Here is an 18,351-nt window from a genome sequence, read left to right as displayed (position 1 = left end):
CCGCGCTTGCCCTCCTCACCAGCCTCCAGCGGTTTCTTCAGCGGTCCAGCATCATGCGCACGGTCGCGATGAGGTCGGTGGGGGCGAAGGGCTTGAACAGAAATTCGCGCATCGGGTTGTTCTCGGCGCGCAGGGCGTCGACATTGTCGGCATAGCCGGTGGCGAGAAGCACCTTCATTTCGGGGCGATTCTCGGTCATCCAGCGCGCCAGCTCCACCCCGCCCATGCGCGGCATCACCACGTCGCTGAGGACGAGGTCGATGTCCTGGTTGGTGTCGCTGAGGACGCGCGTCGCCTTCTCGCCATCGTCCACGTGGATGGTGCGGAAGCCGCGCATCTGCAGCGCATGCTGGATGGAACCGGCCACCGCAGCATCGTCCTCCACCACGAGGATGGTCTCGTCGCCCACCACCTGAGGCAGGCTCGCCGCGTTCTCCGGCGTCGTCACCGAGTCGTGCGTGCGCGGCAGAAGGATGGTGAAGGTGCTCCCCTCGCCGAGCGTGGAGTTGACGATGATGTCACCCCCCGCCTTGCGCGCGATGCCCTGGCAGATGGCAAGGCCGAGCCCCGTCCCGGTCCCGGCGACCTTGGTGGAGAAGAAGGGCTCGAAGATCCGCTCCAGGTGTTCGGGCGTAATGCCTGTTCCGTTGTCCGACACGCGCACGCGCACATAGTCGCCCGGCATGACGCTGCCGATCGGCTCGCGCACGGTGACGTTGGCGACATCCACCTGCACCCGCCCGCCGCGCGGCAGAGCGTGCTTGGCATTGAAGGCGAGGTTCATCAGCACCTGGTCGAATTCGGACGGGTCGATCCGCACGTTCCAGATGTTCTCGGCCGGGATGAAGGCGAGGTCGATGTCCTTCGGGAAGCTCGGCCGCAGCATCGTGTAGCTTTTGATGATGAGGTCGTTCGGGCGCACCACGATGGGGTGCGAGGGCTGGCGGCGCGACATGGCGAGGAGCTGGCGCGTCAGCGTGCGGGCGCGCTCGGTCGCGGTCTCGATGCGCGACAGCATGGTGAGTTGCTCTTCGTCGGCGATGTCCTCGCGTAGGAATTCGAGGTTGCCCATGATGACGACGAGGAGGTTGTTGAAGTCGTGGGCGACGCCGCCGGCCAGCATGCCGAGCGCTTCCATCTTCTGGGCGGCGCGCACCTGTTCGGCGAGGAGGCGGTTCTCGGTGACGTCGCGGATGGCGGCGAGGGTGGCGCGCTGGCCCTGCCACTCGATGTCGGCGACCTTCATTTCGCACGTGCGCGGCTTGCCGCCGTTGAGGATCTGGATCTCGGTCAGCCGCTCGCCCGACGAGAAGCCGAGCCATTCGCCGAGGAGGTTGGACCCCTGGTCGATCAGCTCTTCGGCGGCGCGGTTGACGTAGCGCACGATTCCGTCCCCGTCGACGACGATCATCGCGTCCGGGTTCGCGTCGAGAAGCTGGCGGACGCTGCGGTGGGCCTCCTGGGCGCGGTGCCGCTCCACGGCGTAGAGGATGCAGCGGGCGAGGAAGTTGGCGTCCGGCTCGTTCTTCCAGATGTAGTCCTGAGCGCCCTCGGCCAGCACTTCGGCCCGCAGTCCCGGCGGGTTGGCGCCGGACACGACGACGATGGCCACGTCGTGGTGGGCGGTTCGCACGCTGCGCAGGGTGTCGACGCCGCGTGAATCGGGCAGGTTCAGGTCGAGGACGACCGCGTCGATGTCGTGTTCGGCCAGGAGCGTGAGCGCCTGCTCCAGCGAGCTGGCGATCAGGATCTCGAACGAGACGTCGGCCCCCTCGAGGAGGGCGGCGGTGAGGGCCGCGTCGGCCGGGTTGTCTTCGACGAGAAGGAGACTCTTGCTGTCGTCAGTGGGATACACGCGTTGGACCCGGGGGGCTGCGAGCGGCCTTGGCTCAGCTCGACCCTCTTTCAATGTTGAACATCGTTTCCATACGTTCGGCCTCGGTCGTGAAGCTGTAGGTCGGCATGCCGGACAGGATGCCGTGGACGCCTTTGAACGGGCCTTTGATCGACATGCCGTTGCCGTCGATCACGTATTCGCGAATCTCCTTTTCGTGCCAGGTTCCGCGCATCTTGAGGACGGTGAGGCCGCGCCGCATCTCGCCGAACAGCTCCACATAGCGCAAAAGAATGATGGAGTCAGTAATCGTCGAAATATGAGTTTCGGTGATGGATTCGCCGCCGATCAACATCGACGTGGTGTTGGTGAACAGACCCGTAATTTGCTGTTCTTTGATAAATCCCGTGATTCCGATGACGAATTCACGGAACGACTTGACCGATGAGACGCGCTCGAAGGCGGACAGCGAGTCGACGGCGATGCGGGTGGGTTTGAACTCGCGGATGTCGCGCTTCATCTGCAGCAGGTGATCTTCGAGGCCCATGACCTCGGGATAGCGGCAGATGACCTTGAGGAGGCCGTCCTCTTCGGCTTTGTCGAAGTCGGCGCCCCAGGCTTTGGCGTTGCGGCCGAGCTGGTCGCGGCTTTCCTCCGCGCCGATGAGGAGGACGCGCTGGCCGGCGGTGATCGCGGCTTTGACGTATTCTGTCACCATCAGCGTCTTGCCGGTGCCGGTGGCGCCGGAGACGAGGATGATGGAATCGCGGTAGATGCCGCCGCCGCACATCTCGTCGAGCTCCGGCACGCCGGACGAGTGGCGCAGGTCCGACGACGACTGCTGCAGGCTGGTGGCCGAGAGCGGCAGGACGGTGACGCCGTCGAGCTCGTCGATCGTGAAGGGATATTCGCCCTTCTGGTGGGTGGCCCCGCGGAACTTCAGAATTTCGATGGTGCGGCGGCGCTTTTCCATGTCGAGCCGGTTGCGCACCAGAAGCACGTTGTCGGCGACGAACTCCTCGACGCCGAAGCGGCCGACCGGGCCTTCGTCCTCGGTGCGTTCCAGATTGATGATGGTGGTGACGCCGAGGAGGCGCAGCCCGGCGAGGATGCGTTGCAGCTCGCGCCGGACGAGGAGCGCGTCGGAGAATTGCGGGAAGAGGGCGCCGACCGCGTCGAGGATGACGCGCTGAGCGCCCACCTTGCGCACGGCCCGTTCGATCCGCGCCATCAGCGCCGCGAGGTCGTGCCCGCCGGCTTCGATGATGTCTTCCGACGGGTCGGGCGCGGCGTCCACGATCGCGAGTTTGCCGGCCTCCACCAAGGCTTCGAGGTTCCAGCCGAAGGAGGCCACGTTGGCCATCATGTCGGCCGGTGTTTCCTCGAAGGTCACGAGGACGCCGTTTTCGTCGTAGTCGGTAATGCCGCAGTAGAGGAACTGCAGGGCCATGACGGTCTTGCCGCTGCCGGCGGTGCCGGCGATCAACGTCGAGCGGCCGTGCGGCAGCCCTCCGTTGGCGATTTCGTCGAGGCCGGCAATGCCCGTTTCGAGTTTTTTGAGGAGCTTGGGTGTCGTCACGTCATTGCCCGCTGCGCACGGTCGAAGAACCGGAGGGAGTCACGTCGAGCCCGATATAGACTTTCTCAAGATCGCTGAGGTCGCCGATGATCTTTCGGACGGGTTCCGGAAGCTTGCGGACGAGCGTCGGTGTCGCCAAAATTTTGTCTTCCTCCGCTGCAGCGGGATTTTCGAGCACGTCGATGATCTCGACGTCGCAGCGGCCTTTCAATTCATGCTCGCAAATTTCATGCAGATTGGCAATCGCACGTTGCGAGAACGGGGTTCGGCCGGTGATGAAAAGGCGCAGTCGGTACCGCATCAGCGCCCCCACGTCAGGCGTCGGTGGCCGAGACGATAATAATTGACAAGTAATCCCATCATCTCCAGCGCGAAGAGGCGCCCCTCCACGATCATGATGTTGGTTTCCGCCTTGCGCTCGGTGTGCAAAACTTCCTCGAGGGCACTCGCGTGCAGGTCGATCATGTCCTTGGGGCCGGCCCCCATGTCGCCGAGACGCGTGATCAACCGTTCCATGCCATCCCGCGGCTCCGTATGTTCACTTCGTGGAGCCATAACGTAACGCTTCATGAGGCGCGCGTAAAAGCCGACCGCCTCGTCGAAAAGCTCCGGCGTGGAGTCCTTCAACGGTCCGACCCCCATCGCCCGCGCGGTGACCGACGTGGTCGACGCTTCGGAGGCGAGCTCGCGAAAGCGGGTGAGGGTTTCGCCCAGCACGCGGACTTCGGCCTCGCGCTTGCGGCTGATCGCGTAGCCGATGGCCCGCCGCAGCCCGCGCGCGGTCAGGTCGTTCTTGAACAGATAGTCCTGGGCGCCCGAATCGATCGCCTCGAGGCCGCGGGTCTCGTCGTCGAACCCGGTGATCACGATGACAGGCACCTGCGCGGCCGTCTTGCGCACCGCGGCCACCCCTTCGGCGGCCAGACGCAGGTGCAGCAGAACGGCATCATAAAGGTCGGATTGAAGCTTGCCGATGGCATCGTCCAATTCGCCTACATGATCAACGTGATAAACCTCCGGCGAGGCGGGATCGTCTTCCAGGAATTCACGCACGATCTCGATATCGGCAACATTTTGCTCGATATGTAAGACACGTCGGACGACCTTATCCGGCACTATGATGCGTCCTTGTCCACGGTCGGTAGGCAAACAACGGTAAACCAAAACGTTTCTAGCGATGTCACGATGTTTTGGAAAGCGCCGAAATCGAGCGGCTTCGTGACGTAGCAGTTCGCGCCGAGGTCGTAGCTCTGAGCGACATCCGTTTCTGCCGCAGACGAGGTGAGAATGACAATGGGGACGCGTTTGAGATGTTCGTTCGACTTTACAAATGCCAGAACATCACGCCCGCTGACTCGCGGAACGTTGAGGTCCAGGATGATCATGTTGGGAGCCGCCTGACCGCGATAGGACCCGGTCCGGTTCAGGTAGTCGAGCGCTGCCGCCCCGTCGGTCACCACGTCGAGATCGACACGGAGCTTCCCGCTGCCGAGAGCCTCGAGCGTCAGCTCCACGTCCGCAGGGTTGTCTTCGACGAGAAGGACTTTGATCGGATGGCTCATGCGCTCGTTTCGTCAACGGGGGAAAGTGTGAAGTGGAAGGCACTGCCGTGGCCGGGCTTGCTGTCGACCCAGATGCGCCCGCCGTGCTGGTCGACGATGCGCTTGGCGATGGCGAGGCCGAGCCCGGTGCCCTCGTAGCGCCCACGGTCGTTCAGGCGCTGGAACATCTCGAACACGCGGGTGCCGTCGCGCGCCTCGAAGCCGATGCCGTTGTCCGTCATCGTGAACGTCCAGGTCTCGCCGGTCCGCTCGGCGCCGAAGGTGACGTGGGGCGGCGCCTCGCTGCGGAATTTCAGCGCGTTGGACAAGAGGTTCTGGAGAAGGCGCGAAAGGTGCTCGCTGTCGCCCAGAACGCGATCGGGCAAATCGCCCGTTTCGATCACGGCCTCCGTCGATTGGATCGTCTTTGCCGAGACGCGAACGACGCGGGTCCAGATGTCGGCGATGTCGACCGGCTCCAGCTCGCGCGCCGTCGCCCCGACGCGGGAATAGTCGAGCAGGTCGTTGATGAGCGACTGCATCCGCTTCGCCCCGTCCACGGCGAAGTGGATGTATTTGTCCGCCCGCTCGTCGAGCTGGCCCTGATAGCGGTCGGCCAGAAGCTGGGTGAAGCTTGCGACCATGCGCAACGGCTCCTGCAGGTCGTGCGAGGCGACGTAGGCGAACTGCATCAAGTCCTTGTTCGAGCGCTCAAGCTCGTCGGACCGGGCCTTCAGGTCGCGCTGCGCCTTGCGCGCGGCCGACTGGTCGACGATCGCCGCCAGTACCAGCATGCCGTTGCGGGTCGGCACCGGCGTCAAGCCAACTTCGATCGGCACGATTTCGCCTGTTTTGCGGCGGCCGAAGACGTCGCGCTCGTTGCCCATGGCGCGGCGGCTCGGCGATTTCAGATAGTCGGCCATGAAGGTCGCGTGCTGGCCGAGCGCGGCCGGAGGCAGCAGCTTGTCCACCGGCTGGCCGATCAATTCGTCACGCGGATAGCCGAACACCGCCTCGGTCTGCGCGTTGACGAGGATGATCGTGCCGGACGCATCGACCAGCACGTTCCCGGCGGGGGAATATTCCACCGATAGACGGAACATCTCCTGCGCCTCGCGGCTCGCGGTGACGTCGCGCGCGATGATGGACAGGCCGAGGATCGACCCGTCCGGCGCCCTCACCGGCGAGGGTCTGAGGGCGATGTCGCTCAGGCTGCCGTCCCGCCGCTCGCGCGAGATCTCCACGGCTCCCAGTGTACCGCCCGGCCCCGTCGCCGACTTGAACCAGCTTTCGACCTCGACAGCGCCCGGCGGGGCGATCACGTCCTCCACCTTACGGCCGGCCGCATTGGCCTCCGCGACCTCGAAGAGCAGGGTCGCCGCGGGGTTCCAGCGGACGATGATCCCGTCCCTGTCGGTGGTCAGAATGGCGTCGTTGGAGCTGTTCACGATCGCCGTATCGAACCGCTCGCGCTCGATATAATCGGTGAGGGCGCGGGCGAGGACGCCGATCTCGCCGCCGCGATCGGTGGGCAGGTTGACCGGCCGGCCGGCACTCGCATCGGCGACACCCGCCGTCATCGCCACGATGGGCCGCACGATCGCCCGCGCGGCGAGCGCCACGGCGATGGAGGCCAGCGCCGCGGCGATCAGCGCGACGAGGCCGGCAGTCTCGCGCACCTGTGGCGCAACGACGCTGAGCTGCAACGGCCGCGTCATGATGATGCTGAGCGGCGGCAGGTTCCGCGACACTTCAGCCTCCACCCAGGCGAGGGCGAGGAAGGGTGTCTCGTCCGTTTCCATGGTGGTGCTGCCGCTGGCCTCCTCGCCGATCGCGGCCGCGAGGTTCGGCTGATCCTGCGAAAAGAGGATGCGTTCCCCGCGGTCGAATCCGAACTCCAGCGACCGATCCGGATGGACGAGATAGTCGCCCTCACCGTTGATGATGTAGAGGTCCGAGGCCGGCGGGACGGCGCGGCGCAGCGCGTCGAAGCTTTCGCGCATGTCGACGTTCAGGATCACGAGACCGAAGCGTGAGCCGTCCGCCGCGTCGATGGGCATCGCGAAGCGCACGGTCGGCACGAAGGGCTCTTCGACCGCACCGAACTCGCGGTTGAGGTCGATGGCCGAGACGTAGATGCTGCCGCTCTCGGTCGACAGTGTCGCCGGAATGTACGGGCGGTGCGACTTGTCCTGCAGCCCGGCCGCCGGGACGGCGGAGGGCGGAAGGCCGGCCTCGCCCTTGTCCACGCGGATCAGCTCGCGACCGTCGGCACCGATGACGCGCAACTGAAGATAATCCGGCTTGACCGCCAGCTCGGTGATAAACTGCTGTTCGATGGCGTACTTCCACTCGGCCATCGTCCAGCCGTAGGCGCGGTCGGGACTGCCGCTGCGCATCGTTTCGACGAATTTGGCCAGCGGCTGGGAGATGGCCTGTGCCTTGAGATCGGCCTGATATGTTCCGGTTTTGCTGATGAGCTGGTTGGCCAGGCGGCGGGCGTCCCCCTCCAACCGTTGCGCGACCAGCGGCAAAATGGCGCGCTCCACCGTCCAATAGACGGAAAAGCCGACCGAGGCGGAGGCGACCAGAACGAGGCCCACCATCGCGATCAGGAGTTGCGTGGTAATGGTCAATGATCGAAACATGTGAAGCAGCCCATGGCCGGATCCGCCGGGTGGTCGCGAGGAGCCGGTCTGTGCCCGCTTGCCCAGCCGCTCTGCGCTGGGCCGCGGCACGAAGGCCGGTGTTGCGGGGTTGGCTGTGGGAAACATCATCGTGACACACGATCCCAATCTGGCCGGGGGTGTGTGACGGCAGAGCAGGCAGCACCACTCTCGGCACGCGCTCCCGCAGCCGGCGAACCGCGGGAGGACGTGAAGACCGTCCTATAGTTGTGCTGTCCCGTCAAGGCGAGGATCGGACGGGCCTGAACGGTTGCAAGGTCCGGACGTAGCTTCGGTGGCAAACGAGACGCGATCATAGCGGCACTTTACTACCACCGTTCGGCCCGAGCAGTCGCCACGAGAACGCCGCAGCGTGGCAGAAATCGTCCGCGCCCGGTATTGCGCGCCGCCCGCCGCCTCGGCCCGCCCTAGCCGCCGATCTTGCGCACGTCGTCGATCACCTTCCCGTCGTCCGGCAGGCTGCCCGGCTCCACGAAGGCGACGTCGCCCCGCACGCGGCATTCGGCTCGGACGGCATCGGCCACGGCGGCGGCAAGGTCCGGCCCCGGCGCCGCCACCTCCGCCTTCAGAAGCAGCGTGTCGGACCCGTCCACCTCGTCCACCACCAGCCGCGCCTTGCCGATCGCCGGGAAACGCGCCGCCACCGCCGCGACCTGGCGCGGGTGGACGAACATGCCGCGCACCTTGGTCGTCTGGTCGGCGCGCCCCATCCAGCCTTTCAGCCGCATCGCGGTGCGCCCGCACGGCGAGGGCTCGGCGATCTCGGCCGACAGGTCCCCGGTGGCGAAGCGGATCAACGGATAGGCGGGGTTGAAGGTCGTGACCACCACCTCGCCGACCGCGCCCGGCGCCACCGGCCGGCCGGTGCCGGGGGTGACGATCTCGACCAGCACGTCCTCGTCCACCACCAAGCCGGCGCCGGGTGTGGTCTCGTAGCCGATCAGCCCCAATTCGGCGGTGCCGTAGCACTGCCGCACGGCGATGTTGCGCGCCTCGTAGAATTCGCGCAATGCGGGAAAAAGCGGGCCGCCGGTGACGAGGGCGCGCGCCATCGTGGTGGTGTCGATGCCACCCTCTGCGGCCTTCTCGAGGATCGCTTTCAGGAAATCGGGCGTTCCCACATAGGCGGTGATCCCCAGCCTGGGGATCGCGCTCGCCTGGGTCTGCGTGTTGCCTGTGCCGGACGGGACGGCAGTGGCGCCGATGCCCGCCAGAGCGTGGTCGAACATCATCCCCGCCGGGGTCAGGTGATAGGCGAAGGTGTTCATGGCGATGTCGCCGGCGCGAAACCCCGCCGCCCAAAGCGCCCGCTCCATCCGCCAGTGCGGCACGTCGGCCTCCGGCTCGGCGATCGGCCCCGGCGAGAGGTAGAGCCGCTTGAAGGCCGAGGCCGGGCGGGTGGCGAGGCCGCCCAGCGGCGGCGCCGCGGCCTGAACATCGGCGAGGTCGGACTTGTAGAGGACGGGAAGGGTCGCCAGCGCCGCACGGTCGGTCAGCGACGCCGGGTCGACGTCCGCCAGCGTGCCGCGATAATAAGGCGCGTTCGCCTTCGCGTTCGCCACCTGGGTGCGGACCGCCTCCATCAAAGCCGCCTCGCGCTCGGCCGGGGCGCGGGTCTCACGCGCATCGAAAAAGTCGCTCATCGGAGCCTCAGAGCCAGCGTTTGCGGCGGCGGAAACTCTTCACGGCCTTGAAGGACCGCCGCTCGCCGCCGCCGAGATAGAACTCTTTCACGTCCTCGTTCTGCTGCAACGCCTCGCCGGTCCCGTCCAGCACGATCTTGCCGTTCTCCATGATGTAGCCGTAGTCGGCCGCCTTCAGCGCCATGTTGGCGTTCTGCTCCACCAGGAGGATGGAAAGGCCGAGCTCACGGTTCAGCCGCCGGATGATGCCGAACACCTCCTTCACCAGAAGCGGCGACAGCCCCATCGACGGCTCGTCCATCAGGATCAGCTTGGGCCGCGCCATCAGCGCCCGGCCGATGGCCAGCATCTGCTGCTCACCGCCAGACAGATAACCCGCGAGGCCGTGGCGCTCGCGCAGCCGCGGGAAATAGTCGAACACCTGTTCCAGATCGTGCTTCAGGTTCGCTCCCGGCCGGGTGAAGGCGCCGAGCCTCAGGTTCTCGGTGATCGTCATGTCCTGGACGATGCCGCGCCCCTCCATCACCAGGAACAGCCCGTCCTTCACCTTGCGGTCGGGCGCGGTCCTGGTGATGTCGGCCCCGTCATAGTGGATGGTGCCGCGCGTCACCTCGCCGTCCTCGGTATGGAGCAGCCCCGCGATCGCCTTCAAGGTAGTCGACTTGCCGGCCCCGTTGGCGCCCAGCAGCGCCGTGATCTGGCCGCGCCGCGCCGTCATCGACATGCCGCGCAGCACGAGGATCACGTCGTTGAAGATCACTTCCACGTTGTTGAGCGCCAGGATGGTGTCCTGCGCAGCGCTCTCGGCAGGGCGCACCGCCGGTTCGGCAAGAGCCATCGTCGTCTCCCGGACATGAGGGTGCCGCGGCCGTCCGCCGGCCGCGGCGAAGGGCGCTGCTTACTGGCCGAGCCAGTCGTCGCGCCGCTCCAGCGTCACGTGATCGACTGTGGTGATCTCCGCCTTGCCGTCCACGAAGGAGCCGGAATTGATGGTGATCTCCATCAGCCCGCGGTGGTCCTCAGGCGACCAGGTCACCGGGCCGCACACGCCCTCCAGCCCTTCCGGCACCCAGTCCGTCTTCTGGTAGAAGCCGTCGCGGATGTTCTTGCCGGTCAGCCCGCCGTTGGCCTTGGCCCACTCCATCGCCTCCTTCATGTAGTATGCCGAGCAGACGGCGCGGATATAATGGTGCGTCGGCCGCTCGCCGACCTGGCCGCCGCCGTTGGCGTGGATCGTCTTGACGAGCTCCATCCCCGGCACGTCGGCGCCGAAGAAGGGCGTGGAGGACGGGAAGATGAGGTTCTGCGCCTCGGCCGCCTCGACCGTGTGGTAGTCGCCGGCCCAGGGGTTGCCCATGTAGGTCGCCTCGACGCCCACCGTGTTGCAGCTCTTGATCAGCGAGACCACCGAGCCGCCGAGATTGCCCATGTAGACGTACTGCGCGCCGGAATTCTTGATCGTCAGGCACTGCGCCTTGAAGTCGCCCGGCGCCAGCGGCACCACCACCGGCGGCGCATAGGTCATGCCGAGCTCTTCGACATAGGCCTTGCACGCCTCTTTCGGCGCGTTCGGATAGGGGTGGTTGTCGCCGGTGTGGATGAAGGTCGGGTTTTCGATCCCCTTCGCCTCGGCGTCCTTCTTCGCCCACTGGGCGAGCGCGCGGCACGCGTCGGAGTAGGACGGGCCGTAGAAGAAGTTGTAGGGCGCGGGAAGCTTGGTGTTCGGGTTCTTGCCGGTCGGATCGGTCAGGTGGGCCGAGTAGGAGCCGGACACGTTGGGGATCTCGTCGCGCGTGACGAAGGAGATCAGTGCCTCGGTATCGGCGGTGCCCCAGCCCTGCATCGCCACCATGCCGTTGCCGACCCACCGCTTATAGAGCGCGATCGCTTCGGGCACCTTGTAGGCGTAGTCCACGGTGTCGAGGTTGACCATGGTGCCGTCGATGCCGCCGTCGGCGTTGATCTGCTTGAACGCATCGGCAACGCCCGGCGCGAACTGCTTGCCGACGAAGGACGTGGCGCCGGTATAGTCGGCGAGGTGGCCGACCAGCACCTCGTCCTGCGCCAGAGCGGGCGCGGCGGTTGCGGCGAGAAGCGTCGCCGCCAATGCGGCAAAAGCCGTGTGTCTCATCGTGTCACTCCCTCAAAAGATGCGGCTTTTATGGTTGGCCCCGTGGCGGCGGCCGCTCGCCGCCAGAGGGTCGGTCAGTGCGAGAAGGGGAAGAGCTTCCAGGAGGCGCGCATCAGCCGCCAGCGGTGGATGAGCCCTTCCGGCTCCAGGACGAGGAACAGGATGATCGCAGCCCCCACCGACATCTGCTTGATGTAGGCCGAGCCTTGCGCGATCGACGGGAAGATGCCGGCGAGCGTCCCCGCGAACACCTCCATCACCTGCGGCAACAGCAGGATGAACGCCGCCCCCAAGAGCGACCCCGACACCGAGCCGAGCCCACCGATGATGATCATGGCGAGGAATTCGATGGAGAGGAGGATGGTGAAGCCCTCCGCCGAGACGAAGCCCAGATAGTGGCCGTAGAGCGCGCCCGCGATCCCCGCGAAGAAGGACGAGATGCCGAACGACATGATGCGGTAGCGCGTCAGATTGATGCCCATCATCTCGGCCGACAGGTAGTGGTCGCGCACCGCGACCAGCGCCCGCCCGTCGCGCGTGCGGGCGAGGTTGGAGACCATCAGGAACGAAACCACCACCCAGAAGAGGACGAGGTAGAAGTAGCGCGCGTCGTTGTTGATCATCAGCCCGAACAGCGAGGCGGTCTCGGCGAGCGAACCGTAGGAGCCGCCCGTGAACCACGCCGCGCGGGCGAAGAAATCCTGCAGGATGAACTGCGAGGCGAGGGTGGCGATGGCGAGGTAAAGCCCCTTCAGCCGTGCCGCAGGGATCCCGAAGATCATGCCGACGGCGGTTGTCAGAAGCCCCGCCAGAGGCATCGCGATGAGCACCGGGATGCCCTTCGACGAAAAGTAGGCGGACGCGAAGGCGCCGAAGCCGAAGAAGGCGCCGTGGCCGAGCGAGATCTGCCCCGTCATCCCGGTGAGGACGTTGAGCCCCAAGGCGGCGATGGCGTAGATGCCGATGAGGATCATCTGGCTGAGGAGATAGTTCGACCCCCACAAGGGGACCGACAGCGCGGCCAAGACGAGAAGCAGCGTCAACCGGCCTTCGAGCCGCGTGCGGAAGAGGGCGGTGTCGGCCGCGTAGGAGGTGCGGAAGTCGCCCGCGGGGCGCGGATTGGGAACGTGCGCCATGCGTCAGACCCGCTCGATGTCCGGCGTGCCGAACAGGCCGTAGGGGCGGATCATCAGGATCACGATGAGCACGTAGAACGGCGCCACCTGATACATGTTGCCCCAGTGGAGATATTGCCCGTCCGCGAACTCGGCCATGTTCTCCAGAAGGCCGATGGTCAGCCCGCCGACGATGGCGCCGACGATGGAGTCCAGCCCGCCGACGATGACCGCCGGGAACACCTTGATGCCGATGATGGCGAGCGAGTTCGACACCGCCGAGACGAGGCCGATGACGACGCCCGCGATCCCCGACACGATGGCCGAGATCGCCCACGCCATCGCGAACACCTGGCCGACCGACACGCCGAGAGACTGCGCCACCTGCTGATTGTAGGCGGTCGCGCGCATGGCGAGCCCCCAGCGCGAGAAGCGGAAGAACCAGAAGAACAGCGCCATGACGATGAGCGACAAGACGAGGCTCATCAGATACGCGGTCTCCACGTTGAGGCCGCCGATCGAGACGCTGCCCGACGCGAACACGTCCGGAAAGCGCACCGCGTTGTTGCCCCAGATCCAGTTCATCAGCGCCTGCATGAAGATGGAGAGGCCGATGGTCGCCATGATGATGGAGATGATGGGTTCGCCCACCAGAGGCCGCAGCAGGACGACCTGCACCAGCACGCCGAACGCCATCATGAAGACGAGGGTGAAGATGAAGGCGGCCCAGAAGGGGAGGCCCATGTTGATGACCATGGAGAGGCACACCCACGCGCCGAGGACCACGAACTCGCCTTGCGCGAAGTTCACCACCTGCGTCGACTTGTAGATGAGCACGAAACACATCGCGACGACGCCGTAGAGCATCCCCACGATGACGCCGTTGACGAGAAGCTGAACGAAAAGCTCGATGTTCATGCGGCGGCCTCCGGTGCGGTGCGGGCGGCGCCCTGCGCGGTCCCCGGCGGCGCGCTCGGCGGTGTCGCGCTTCCCAGGGTCTCGATGGCGAGGCGCGTGACGATGCGCTGCTTCGAGCCGTCCTGGAAGCGGATCACCGTGTCGATGTCGACGTGGTCGGCGCCGGAATAGATGGTTTCGATGATGCCGCCATAGGTTTCGGCAATGACGCCGCGGCGGACCTTCTTGGTGCGCGTCAGCTCGCCGTCGTCCGCATCCAGCTCCTTGTAGAGGAGGAGGAATTTGGCGATGCGCTGGTGTTCGGGGAGCGTCGCGTTCACCCGCTCCACCTCGTCGCGCAGGACGGCATAGACCTCCGGGCGCGAGGCGAGGTCGGAATAGGTGGTGAAGGAGATCTTCCGCTCCTCCGCCCATTTGGAGAGGATCGGGAAGCGGATGCAGATCATCGCTGCGAGATAAGGCCGGTCCTTGCCCAGGATCACCGCCTCGGCCACGTAGGTGGAGAACTTCAGCTTGTTCTCGATGAACTGGGGCGAGAAGCGCACGCCCCGCGATGTCGTCGCGAGGTCCTTGATGCGGTCGACCACCACGAGCTGGCCCGCCGGGTTGAGGTAGCCGGCGTCGCCGGTCTGGAACCAGCCGTCCGCGTCGAAACTCTCCGCGCTCGCCTCGGCATTGCGGTAGTAGCCCGTCATCATGTTGGGGTGCTTCACAAGGATCTCACCGAGGCCCTCCGAGTCCGGGTCGCGGATCTGCAAGGTCACGCCCGGCATCGGCAGGCCCACCGTCTCGTTGTCCACCGCGCCGGCCTTGTGGATGGTGTGGGCGCCCAGCGCCTCGGTCTGGCCGTAGAGCTGCTTCAGGGGAACGCCCATCGCCTCGAAGAAGCGGAAGGTGTCCGGCCCCATCGCCGCGCCCCCCGTCGCGGCCGACTTCAGGTGCGAGAAGCCGAGCCTGTCGCGCAGGTGGCGGAACAGGAAGGCGTCGGCCAGAGCGTCCCGCTTGCCGGCCCCGGCGGCCGCCATGCCGCGCGGCACCGCCCAGTCGTAGATGGCGCGCTTCCAGGGCGAGGTGTCCATGATGCGGGCGCGAATGTCGGCGGCGACGCCCTCCCACACGCGCGGCGAGAACAGCACGAAATGAGGGCCGATCTCGCGCAGGTCCGCCATCGTCGTCGTCTCGTCCTCGACGAAGTTGACCACCATGCGGGCGAGCATGTTCCAGCCCACCGAATACATTTGCTCCATGACCCAGGAGAGCGGCAGCACGGCGACATACTCGTCGCCCGGCTGGCGCGGATCGGCGGCGAGATAGGTCTCGGCATGGCCGATCAGCGCCGCGGACGTCCACATGGCGAGCTTGGGGTTCGACGTGGTGCCGGAGGTGGTGCACAGGATCGCGACGTCCTCGCCGCGGGTGGCGGCCACCATCTCGCTCCACCGGCCGGGATGGGCGGCGAGCGCGGCGCGGCCGGATTCCTCCAGCGCCGCCAACGCGATCAGCCGCGGGTCGTCGTATTTTCGCATGCCGCGATCGTCGGTGTAGACGATCGCCGTCACCGAGGGGATCGCGTCCCCCAGCGCGAGCAGCTTGTCGACCTGCTCTTCGTCCTCGGCCACCACGATCTTCGGCGCGGCATGGTCGAAGAGGTGGCGGATCTCCTCCTCCAAGGCGTCGCGATAGACGCCGAGCGACATGGCGCCGCAGGCGTGCGCCGCCACCTCGCCCCACACCCATTCGGGCCGGTTGTCGCCGATCAGCGCGACGACGTCGCCGGAGCCGAGGCCGAGCGCGGCGAACCCGGCGGCCATCGCCGACACGTGGTCTTCCACAGCGGCCCAGTCATAAGGGATCCATATGCCGAACTCCTTCTCGCGCTGCGCCACCTGATGGGGATGCGATTTTGCGTTGCGCGCCAGGAGCTTGGGGAGCGTGTCCGCGTCGCCCGCGGTGGCCGGGGGAGGGCCCCAGCCGACCCGGTCACCGCTCGCCGACAGGGCCGCCATCATGCGCCCTCCATCTCGGCCGCGGCGAGCGCGTCCAGCACTTCGTCCTCCTCGCCGAGATAGGCCTTCTTCACGTGCTCGTCCGCCAGCACCTCGGCCGGGGTGCCGCCGGCGATCCGCCGCCCGAAGTCGAGAACGATCACCCGGTCCGACAGGTCCATGACGACGCCCATGTCGTGCTCGATCATCATCGTCGTCATGCCGAACTCTTCGGACAGGGCGATGATGTAGCGGGCCATGTCCTCCTTCTCCTCGAGGTTCATGCCCGCCATCGGCTCGTCGAGCAGGATGAGGTCCGGCTCGATCGCCATCGCCCGTGCCAGCTCCACCCGCTTCCTGAGACCGTAGGAGAGGGTGCCCGCAGGTTCGCCCCGCACGTGGGCGATTTCCAGGAAGTCGATGATCTCTTCGACCCGGCGGCGCTCCTTCAACTCCTCCCGCCGCGCCCCGCCGACCCAGTAGGCCATGCCGGTGACGACGTTGTTCTTCATCATGTGGTGGCGCCCGACCAGGATGTTGTCGAGCACCGACATGTGGCCGAACAGAGCGAGGTTCTGGAAGGTGCGGCCGATGCCGAGGCGCGCGCGGTCGTTGATCGACCGGCGCATGAGCGAGGCGCCCTTGTAGAGGATGTCCCCCTCGCTCGGCCGGTAGCGTCCCGAGATGCAGTTCAGCATCGACGTCTTGCCCGCGCCGTTGGGGCCGATGATGGAAAAGACCTCGCCCTTCCTCACCGCGAACGACACATTCGACAGCGCCCTGACGCCGCCGAACCTCAGCGACACGTCACGCACCTCGAGCAGCGGCTCGTCTGGCGTCAACTCACCCTCCCTGCCGCGGCCCTCTTTCCGGGGCTCTCGGCTCGCTAAAACCCTGACGTGCATATCAGGTCCGCTTATTGTTGGCGATCCTCACACCCCAGCGCGCCGGTCGCAACGGCAAATGTCGGACGGGATCGCGATCCTGTCCGAAGGTCGCCTCAGGGCCTGTGAAACGAGGGCACGAGATCATTTGTGTGCAATTAATCTTGACTCGCCGCTTGACGTCGTGAATGAACGGTCGTTCATTGGAATGGACCATGCTCGACCGAAGCCAAAATACCCGTGACGCGATCCTCGATGCGGCCAAGGCGCTGATCGCCGAACGCTCTTATGGCGCGGTCTCCATGCGCGACATCGCGTCCGCTGTCGGCATTCGCCAAAGCGCGATCTACAACCACTTTCCGTCCAAGCAGGCGATCCTCGGCGACCTGATGATGGCGCACATGGAGCGCCTTCTGGCGGCCTGGGCGCAGGTGCGCCAGTTCCACGGGACCGCGGCGGACCGTCTCGCCGCCTTCGCCCGCTTCCACGTCACCTACCACGTCGACCAGACGGACGCGGTCTTCATCGCCTACATGGAGCTGCGCTCGCTGGAGGAGCGCTACTTCGAGGCGGTGAACGAGATGCGCCGCCGCTACGAGTACGAGCTGCGCACCATCCTCGCCGACGGCATCGACGAAGGCGGCTTCAAGGTGCGTGACATCGCGATCACCGCGCGTGCCATCATCGCCATGCTGACGGGCGTGACCACCTGGTACAGCGAGGGCGGGCGCCTCACCACTGGTGCGCTGGCCGATATCTATGTTGAGATGACCCTAATGAGCGTTGGCCTCGAAGCCGGCGCCGGGAGGACCTGATGTTCGACAAGTCCATGAACTTCGCCCTCGGCGATGAGATCGACGCGCTGCGCGACACGGTGCGCCGCTTTGCGAGCGAGCGCATCGCCCCCCGCGCCGCCGAGATCGACGCGACCAACGAGTTCCCCATGGAGCTGTGGCGCGAGATGGGCGAGCTCGGCCTCCTCGGCCTGACGGTGGAGGAGGAGCTCGGCGGCACCGGCATGGGCTACCTCGCCCATTGCGTCGCGATCGAGGAGATCAGCCGCGCCTCGGCCTCGGTCGGCCTCTCCTACGGCGCCCACTCCAACCTGTGCGTCAACCAGATCCGCCGCAACGGCACGCCCGAGCAGAAGGCGAAGTACCTCCCCAAGCTGATGACGGGCGAGCATGTCGGCAGCCTCGCCATGTCCGAGAGCGGGGCGGGGTCTGACGTGGTGTCGATGAAGCTGCGGGCCGAGAAGCGCAACGACCGCTTCATCCTCAACGGCACCAAGATGTGGATCACCAACGGGCCGGACGCGTCGACCCTCATCGTCTACGCCAAGACCGATCCCGACGCCGGGCCGAAGGGGATCACCGCCTTCCTGATCGAGAAGGACATGGCCGGGTTCTCCACCGCCCAGAAGCTCGACAAGCTCGGCATGCGCGGCTCCAACACCTGCGAACTGGTGTTCGAGGACTGCGAAGTGCCGTTCGAGAACATTCTGGGCGAGGAGGGGCGCGGCGTGCGCGTCCTCATGTCCGGGCTCGACTATGAGCGTGTGGTGTTGGCGGCGGGGCCGCTCGGCATCATGGCCGCCTGCCTCGACGTCGTTGTGCCCTACGTGCACGAGCGCAAGCAGTTCGGCCAGGCGATCGGCGAGTTTCAGCTCATGCAGGGCAAGCTCGCCGACATGTATGTGACGACGAACGCCTGCCGCGCCTACGTCTACGCGGTGGCCGCCGCGTGCGACCGGGGCGAGACGAGCCGCAAGGACGCCGCCGGCTGCATCCTCTACGCCGCCGAGAAGGCGACGCAGATGGCGCTGGAGGCGATCCAGGCGCTCGGCGGCAACGGCTACATCAACGAATACCCGACCGGCCGCCTCCTGCGCGACGCCAAGCTCTACGAGATCGGCGCCGGCACCTCCGAAATCCGCCGCATGCTGATCGGCCGCGAACTGTTCGCGGAGACCGCTTGAGGGTGCGGATCGAGGAGGATACACCTACATATCCGCTGTGTATGTAGGTAGGTATT

General features: G+C 66.1%; 15 protein-coding genes. 2 read left to right on the top strand and 13 right to left on the bottom strand.

Going from position 1 to position 18,351, the window contains the following annotated elements; translation table 11 throughout:
• Positions 1-37 precede the first annotated feature (37 nt).
• From BIX52_RS01615 to BIX52_RS01555, 13 genes are all read right to left on the bottom strand, one after another.
• Positions 38-1,855: an ATP-binding response regulator gene (locus tag BIX52_RS01615; RefSeq protein ID WP_075219261.1), complete on the bottom strand. Its 1,818-nt coding sequence runs from the start codon at positions 1,853-1,855 to the stop codon at positions 38-40.
• Between the two features lie 34 nt (positions 1,856-1,889).
• Positions 1,890-3,413, bottom strand: coding sequence for a circadian clock protein KaiC (gene kaiC / locus BIX52_RS01610; RefSeq protein ID WP_075219260.1), 1,524 nt, complete (start codon positions 3,411-3,413; stop codon positions 1,890-1,892).
• A 1-nt stretch (position 3,414) separates the two neighbouring features.
• A complete protein-coding gene (locus tag BIX52_RS01605; RefSeq protein WP_075220086.1) occupies positions 3,415-3,714 on the bottom strand; it encodes a circadian clock KaiB family protein in 300 nt (99 codons plus the stop codon).
• Positions 3,714-4,562, bottom strand: coding sequence for a response regulator (locus tag BIX52_RS01600; RefSeq protein ID WP_157956180.1), 849 nt, complete (start codon positions 4,560-4,562; stop codon positions 3,714-3,716). Before BIX52_RS01600 ends, BIX52_RS01605 begins: the two co-directional genes overlap by 1 nt.
• Positions 4,529-4,975, bottom strand: a complete 447-nt coding sequence (locus tag BIX52_RS01595) for a response regulator (protein WP_075219258.1) — start codon at positions 4,973-4,975, stop codon at positions 4,529-4,531. Before BIX52_RS01595 ends, BIX52_RS01600 begins: the two co-directional genes overlap by 34 nt.
• Positions 4,972-7,590 carry a sensor histidine kinase gene (locus BIX52_RS22360; protein ID WP_170126385.1) on the bottom strand — a complete coding sequence of 873 codons (2,619 nt, stop codon included), beginning with the start codon at positions 7,588-7,590 and terminating at the stop codon, positions 4,972-4,974. The genes BIX52_RS01595 and BIX52_RS22360 overlap by 4 nt, the downstream gene beginning before the upstream one ends.
• A 458-nt stretch (positions 7,591-8,048) precedes the next feature.
• Entirely contained in the window at positions 8,049-9,284 is a 1,236-nt protein-coding gene (locus BIX52_RS01585; RefSeq protein WP_075219257.1) for a phenylacetate--CoA ligase family protein, read from the bottom strand.
• A 7-nt stretch (positions 9,285-9,291) separates the two neighbouring features.
• Positions 9,292-10,122, bottom strand: a complete 831-nt coding sequence (locus BIX52_RS01580) for an ABC transporter ATP-binding protein (protein ID WP_075219256.1) — start codon at positions 10,120-10,122, stop codon at positions 9,292-9,294.
• 60 nt (positions 10,123-10,182) lie between these two features.
• Positions 10,183-11,415: an ABC transporter substrate-binding protein gene (locus BIX52_RS01575; protein ID WP_075219255.1), complete on the bottom strand. Its 1,233-nt coding sequence runs from the start codon at positions 11,413-11,415 to the stop codon at positions 10,183-10,185.
• A gap of 74 nt (positions 11,416-11,489) precedes the next feature.
• On the bottom strand, positions 11,490-12,551 hold the full coding sequence (locus BIX52_RS01570; protein ID WP_075219254.1) for a branched-chain amino acid ABC transporter permease: 1,062 nt from the start codon (positions 12,549-12,551) through the stop codon (positions 11,490-11,492).
• A 3-nt stretch (positions 12,552-12,554) separates the two neighbouring features.
• The gene (locus BIX52_RS01565; RefSeq protein WP_075219253.1) at positions 12,555-13,448 is read right to left on the bottom strand and encodes a branched-chain amino acid ABC transporter permease; all 894 of its coding nucleotides are present in this window, start codon (positions 13,446-13,448) and stop codon (positions 12,555-12,557) included.
• On the bottom strand, positions 13,445-15,457 hold the full coding sequence (locus BIX52_RS01560; RefSeq protein ID WP_075219252.1) for an AMP-binding protein: 2,013 nt from the start codon (positions 15,455-15,457) through the stop codon (positions 13,445-13,447). The genes BIX52_RS01565 and BIX52_RS01560 overlap by 4 nt, the downstream gene beginning before the upstream one ends.
• Positions 15,454-16,275 (bottom strand): ABC transporter ATP-binding protein, encoded by an 822-nt coding sequence (locus BIX52_RS01555; RefSeq protein WP_245803082.1) that lies wholly within the window; start codon positions 16,273-16,275, stop codon positions 15,454-15,456. The genes BIX52_RS01560 and BIX52_RS01555 overlap by 4 nt, the downstream gene beginning before the upstream one ends.
• Before the next feature lie 257 nt (positions 16,276-16,532).
• On the opposite strand from BIX52_RS01555, the gene BIX52_RS01550 reads away from it, so the two are divergent.
• Entirely contained in the window at positions 16,533-17,132 is a 600-nt protein-coding gene (locus BIX52_RS01550) for a TetR/AcrR family transcriptional regulator (RefSeq protein WP_075220083.1), read from the top strand.
• Between the two features lie 14 nt (positions 17,133-17,146).
• Complete coding sequence (locus BIX52_RS01545) at positions 17,147-18,295, top strand: isovaleryl-CoA dehydrogenase (protein ID WP_483860497.1); 1,149 nt, start codon at positions 17,147-17,149, stop codon at positions 18,293-18,295.
• The last annotated feature ends 56 nt before the right edge of the window (positions 18,296-18,351 follow it).

Source organism: Acuticoccus yangtzensis, assembly GCF_001927245.1.
In the GTDB taxonomy this organism is placed as follows: Bacteria; Pseudomonadota; Alphaproteobacteria; order Rhizobiales; family Amorphaceae; genus Acuticoccus; species Acuticoccus yangtzensis.
The sequence above is the reverse complement of the archived record's forward strand: the minus strand, read 5'-3'. Positions and strand labels throughout refer to the sequence as shown.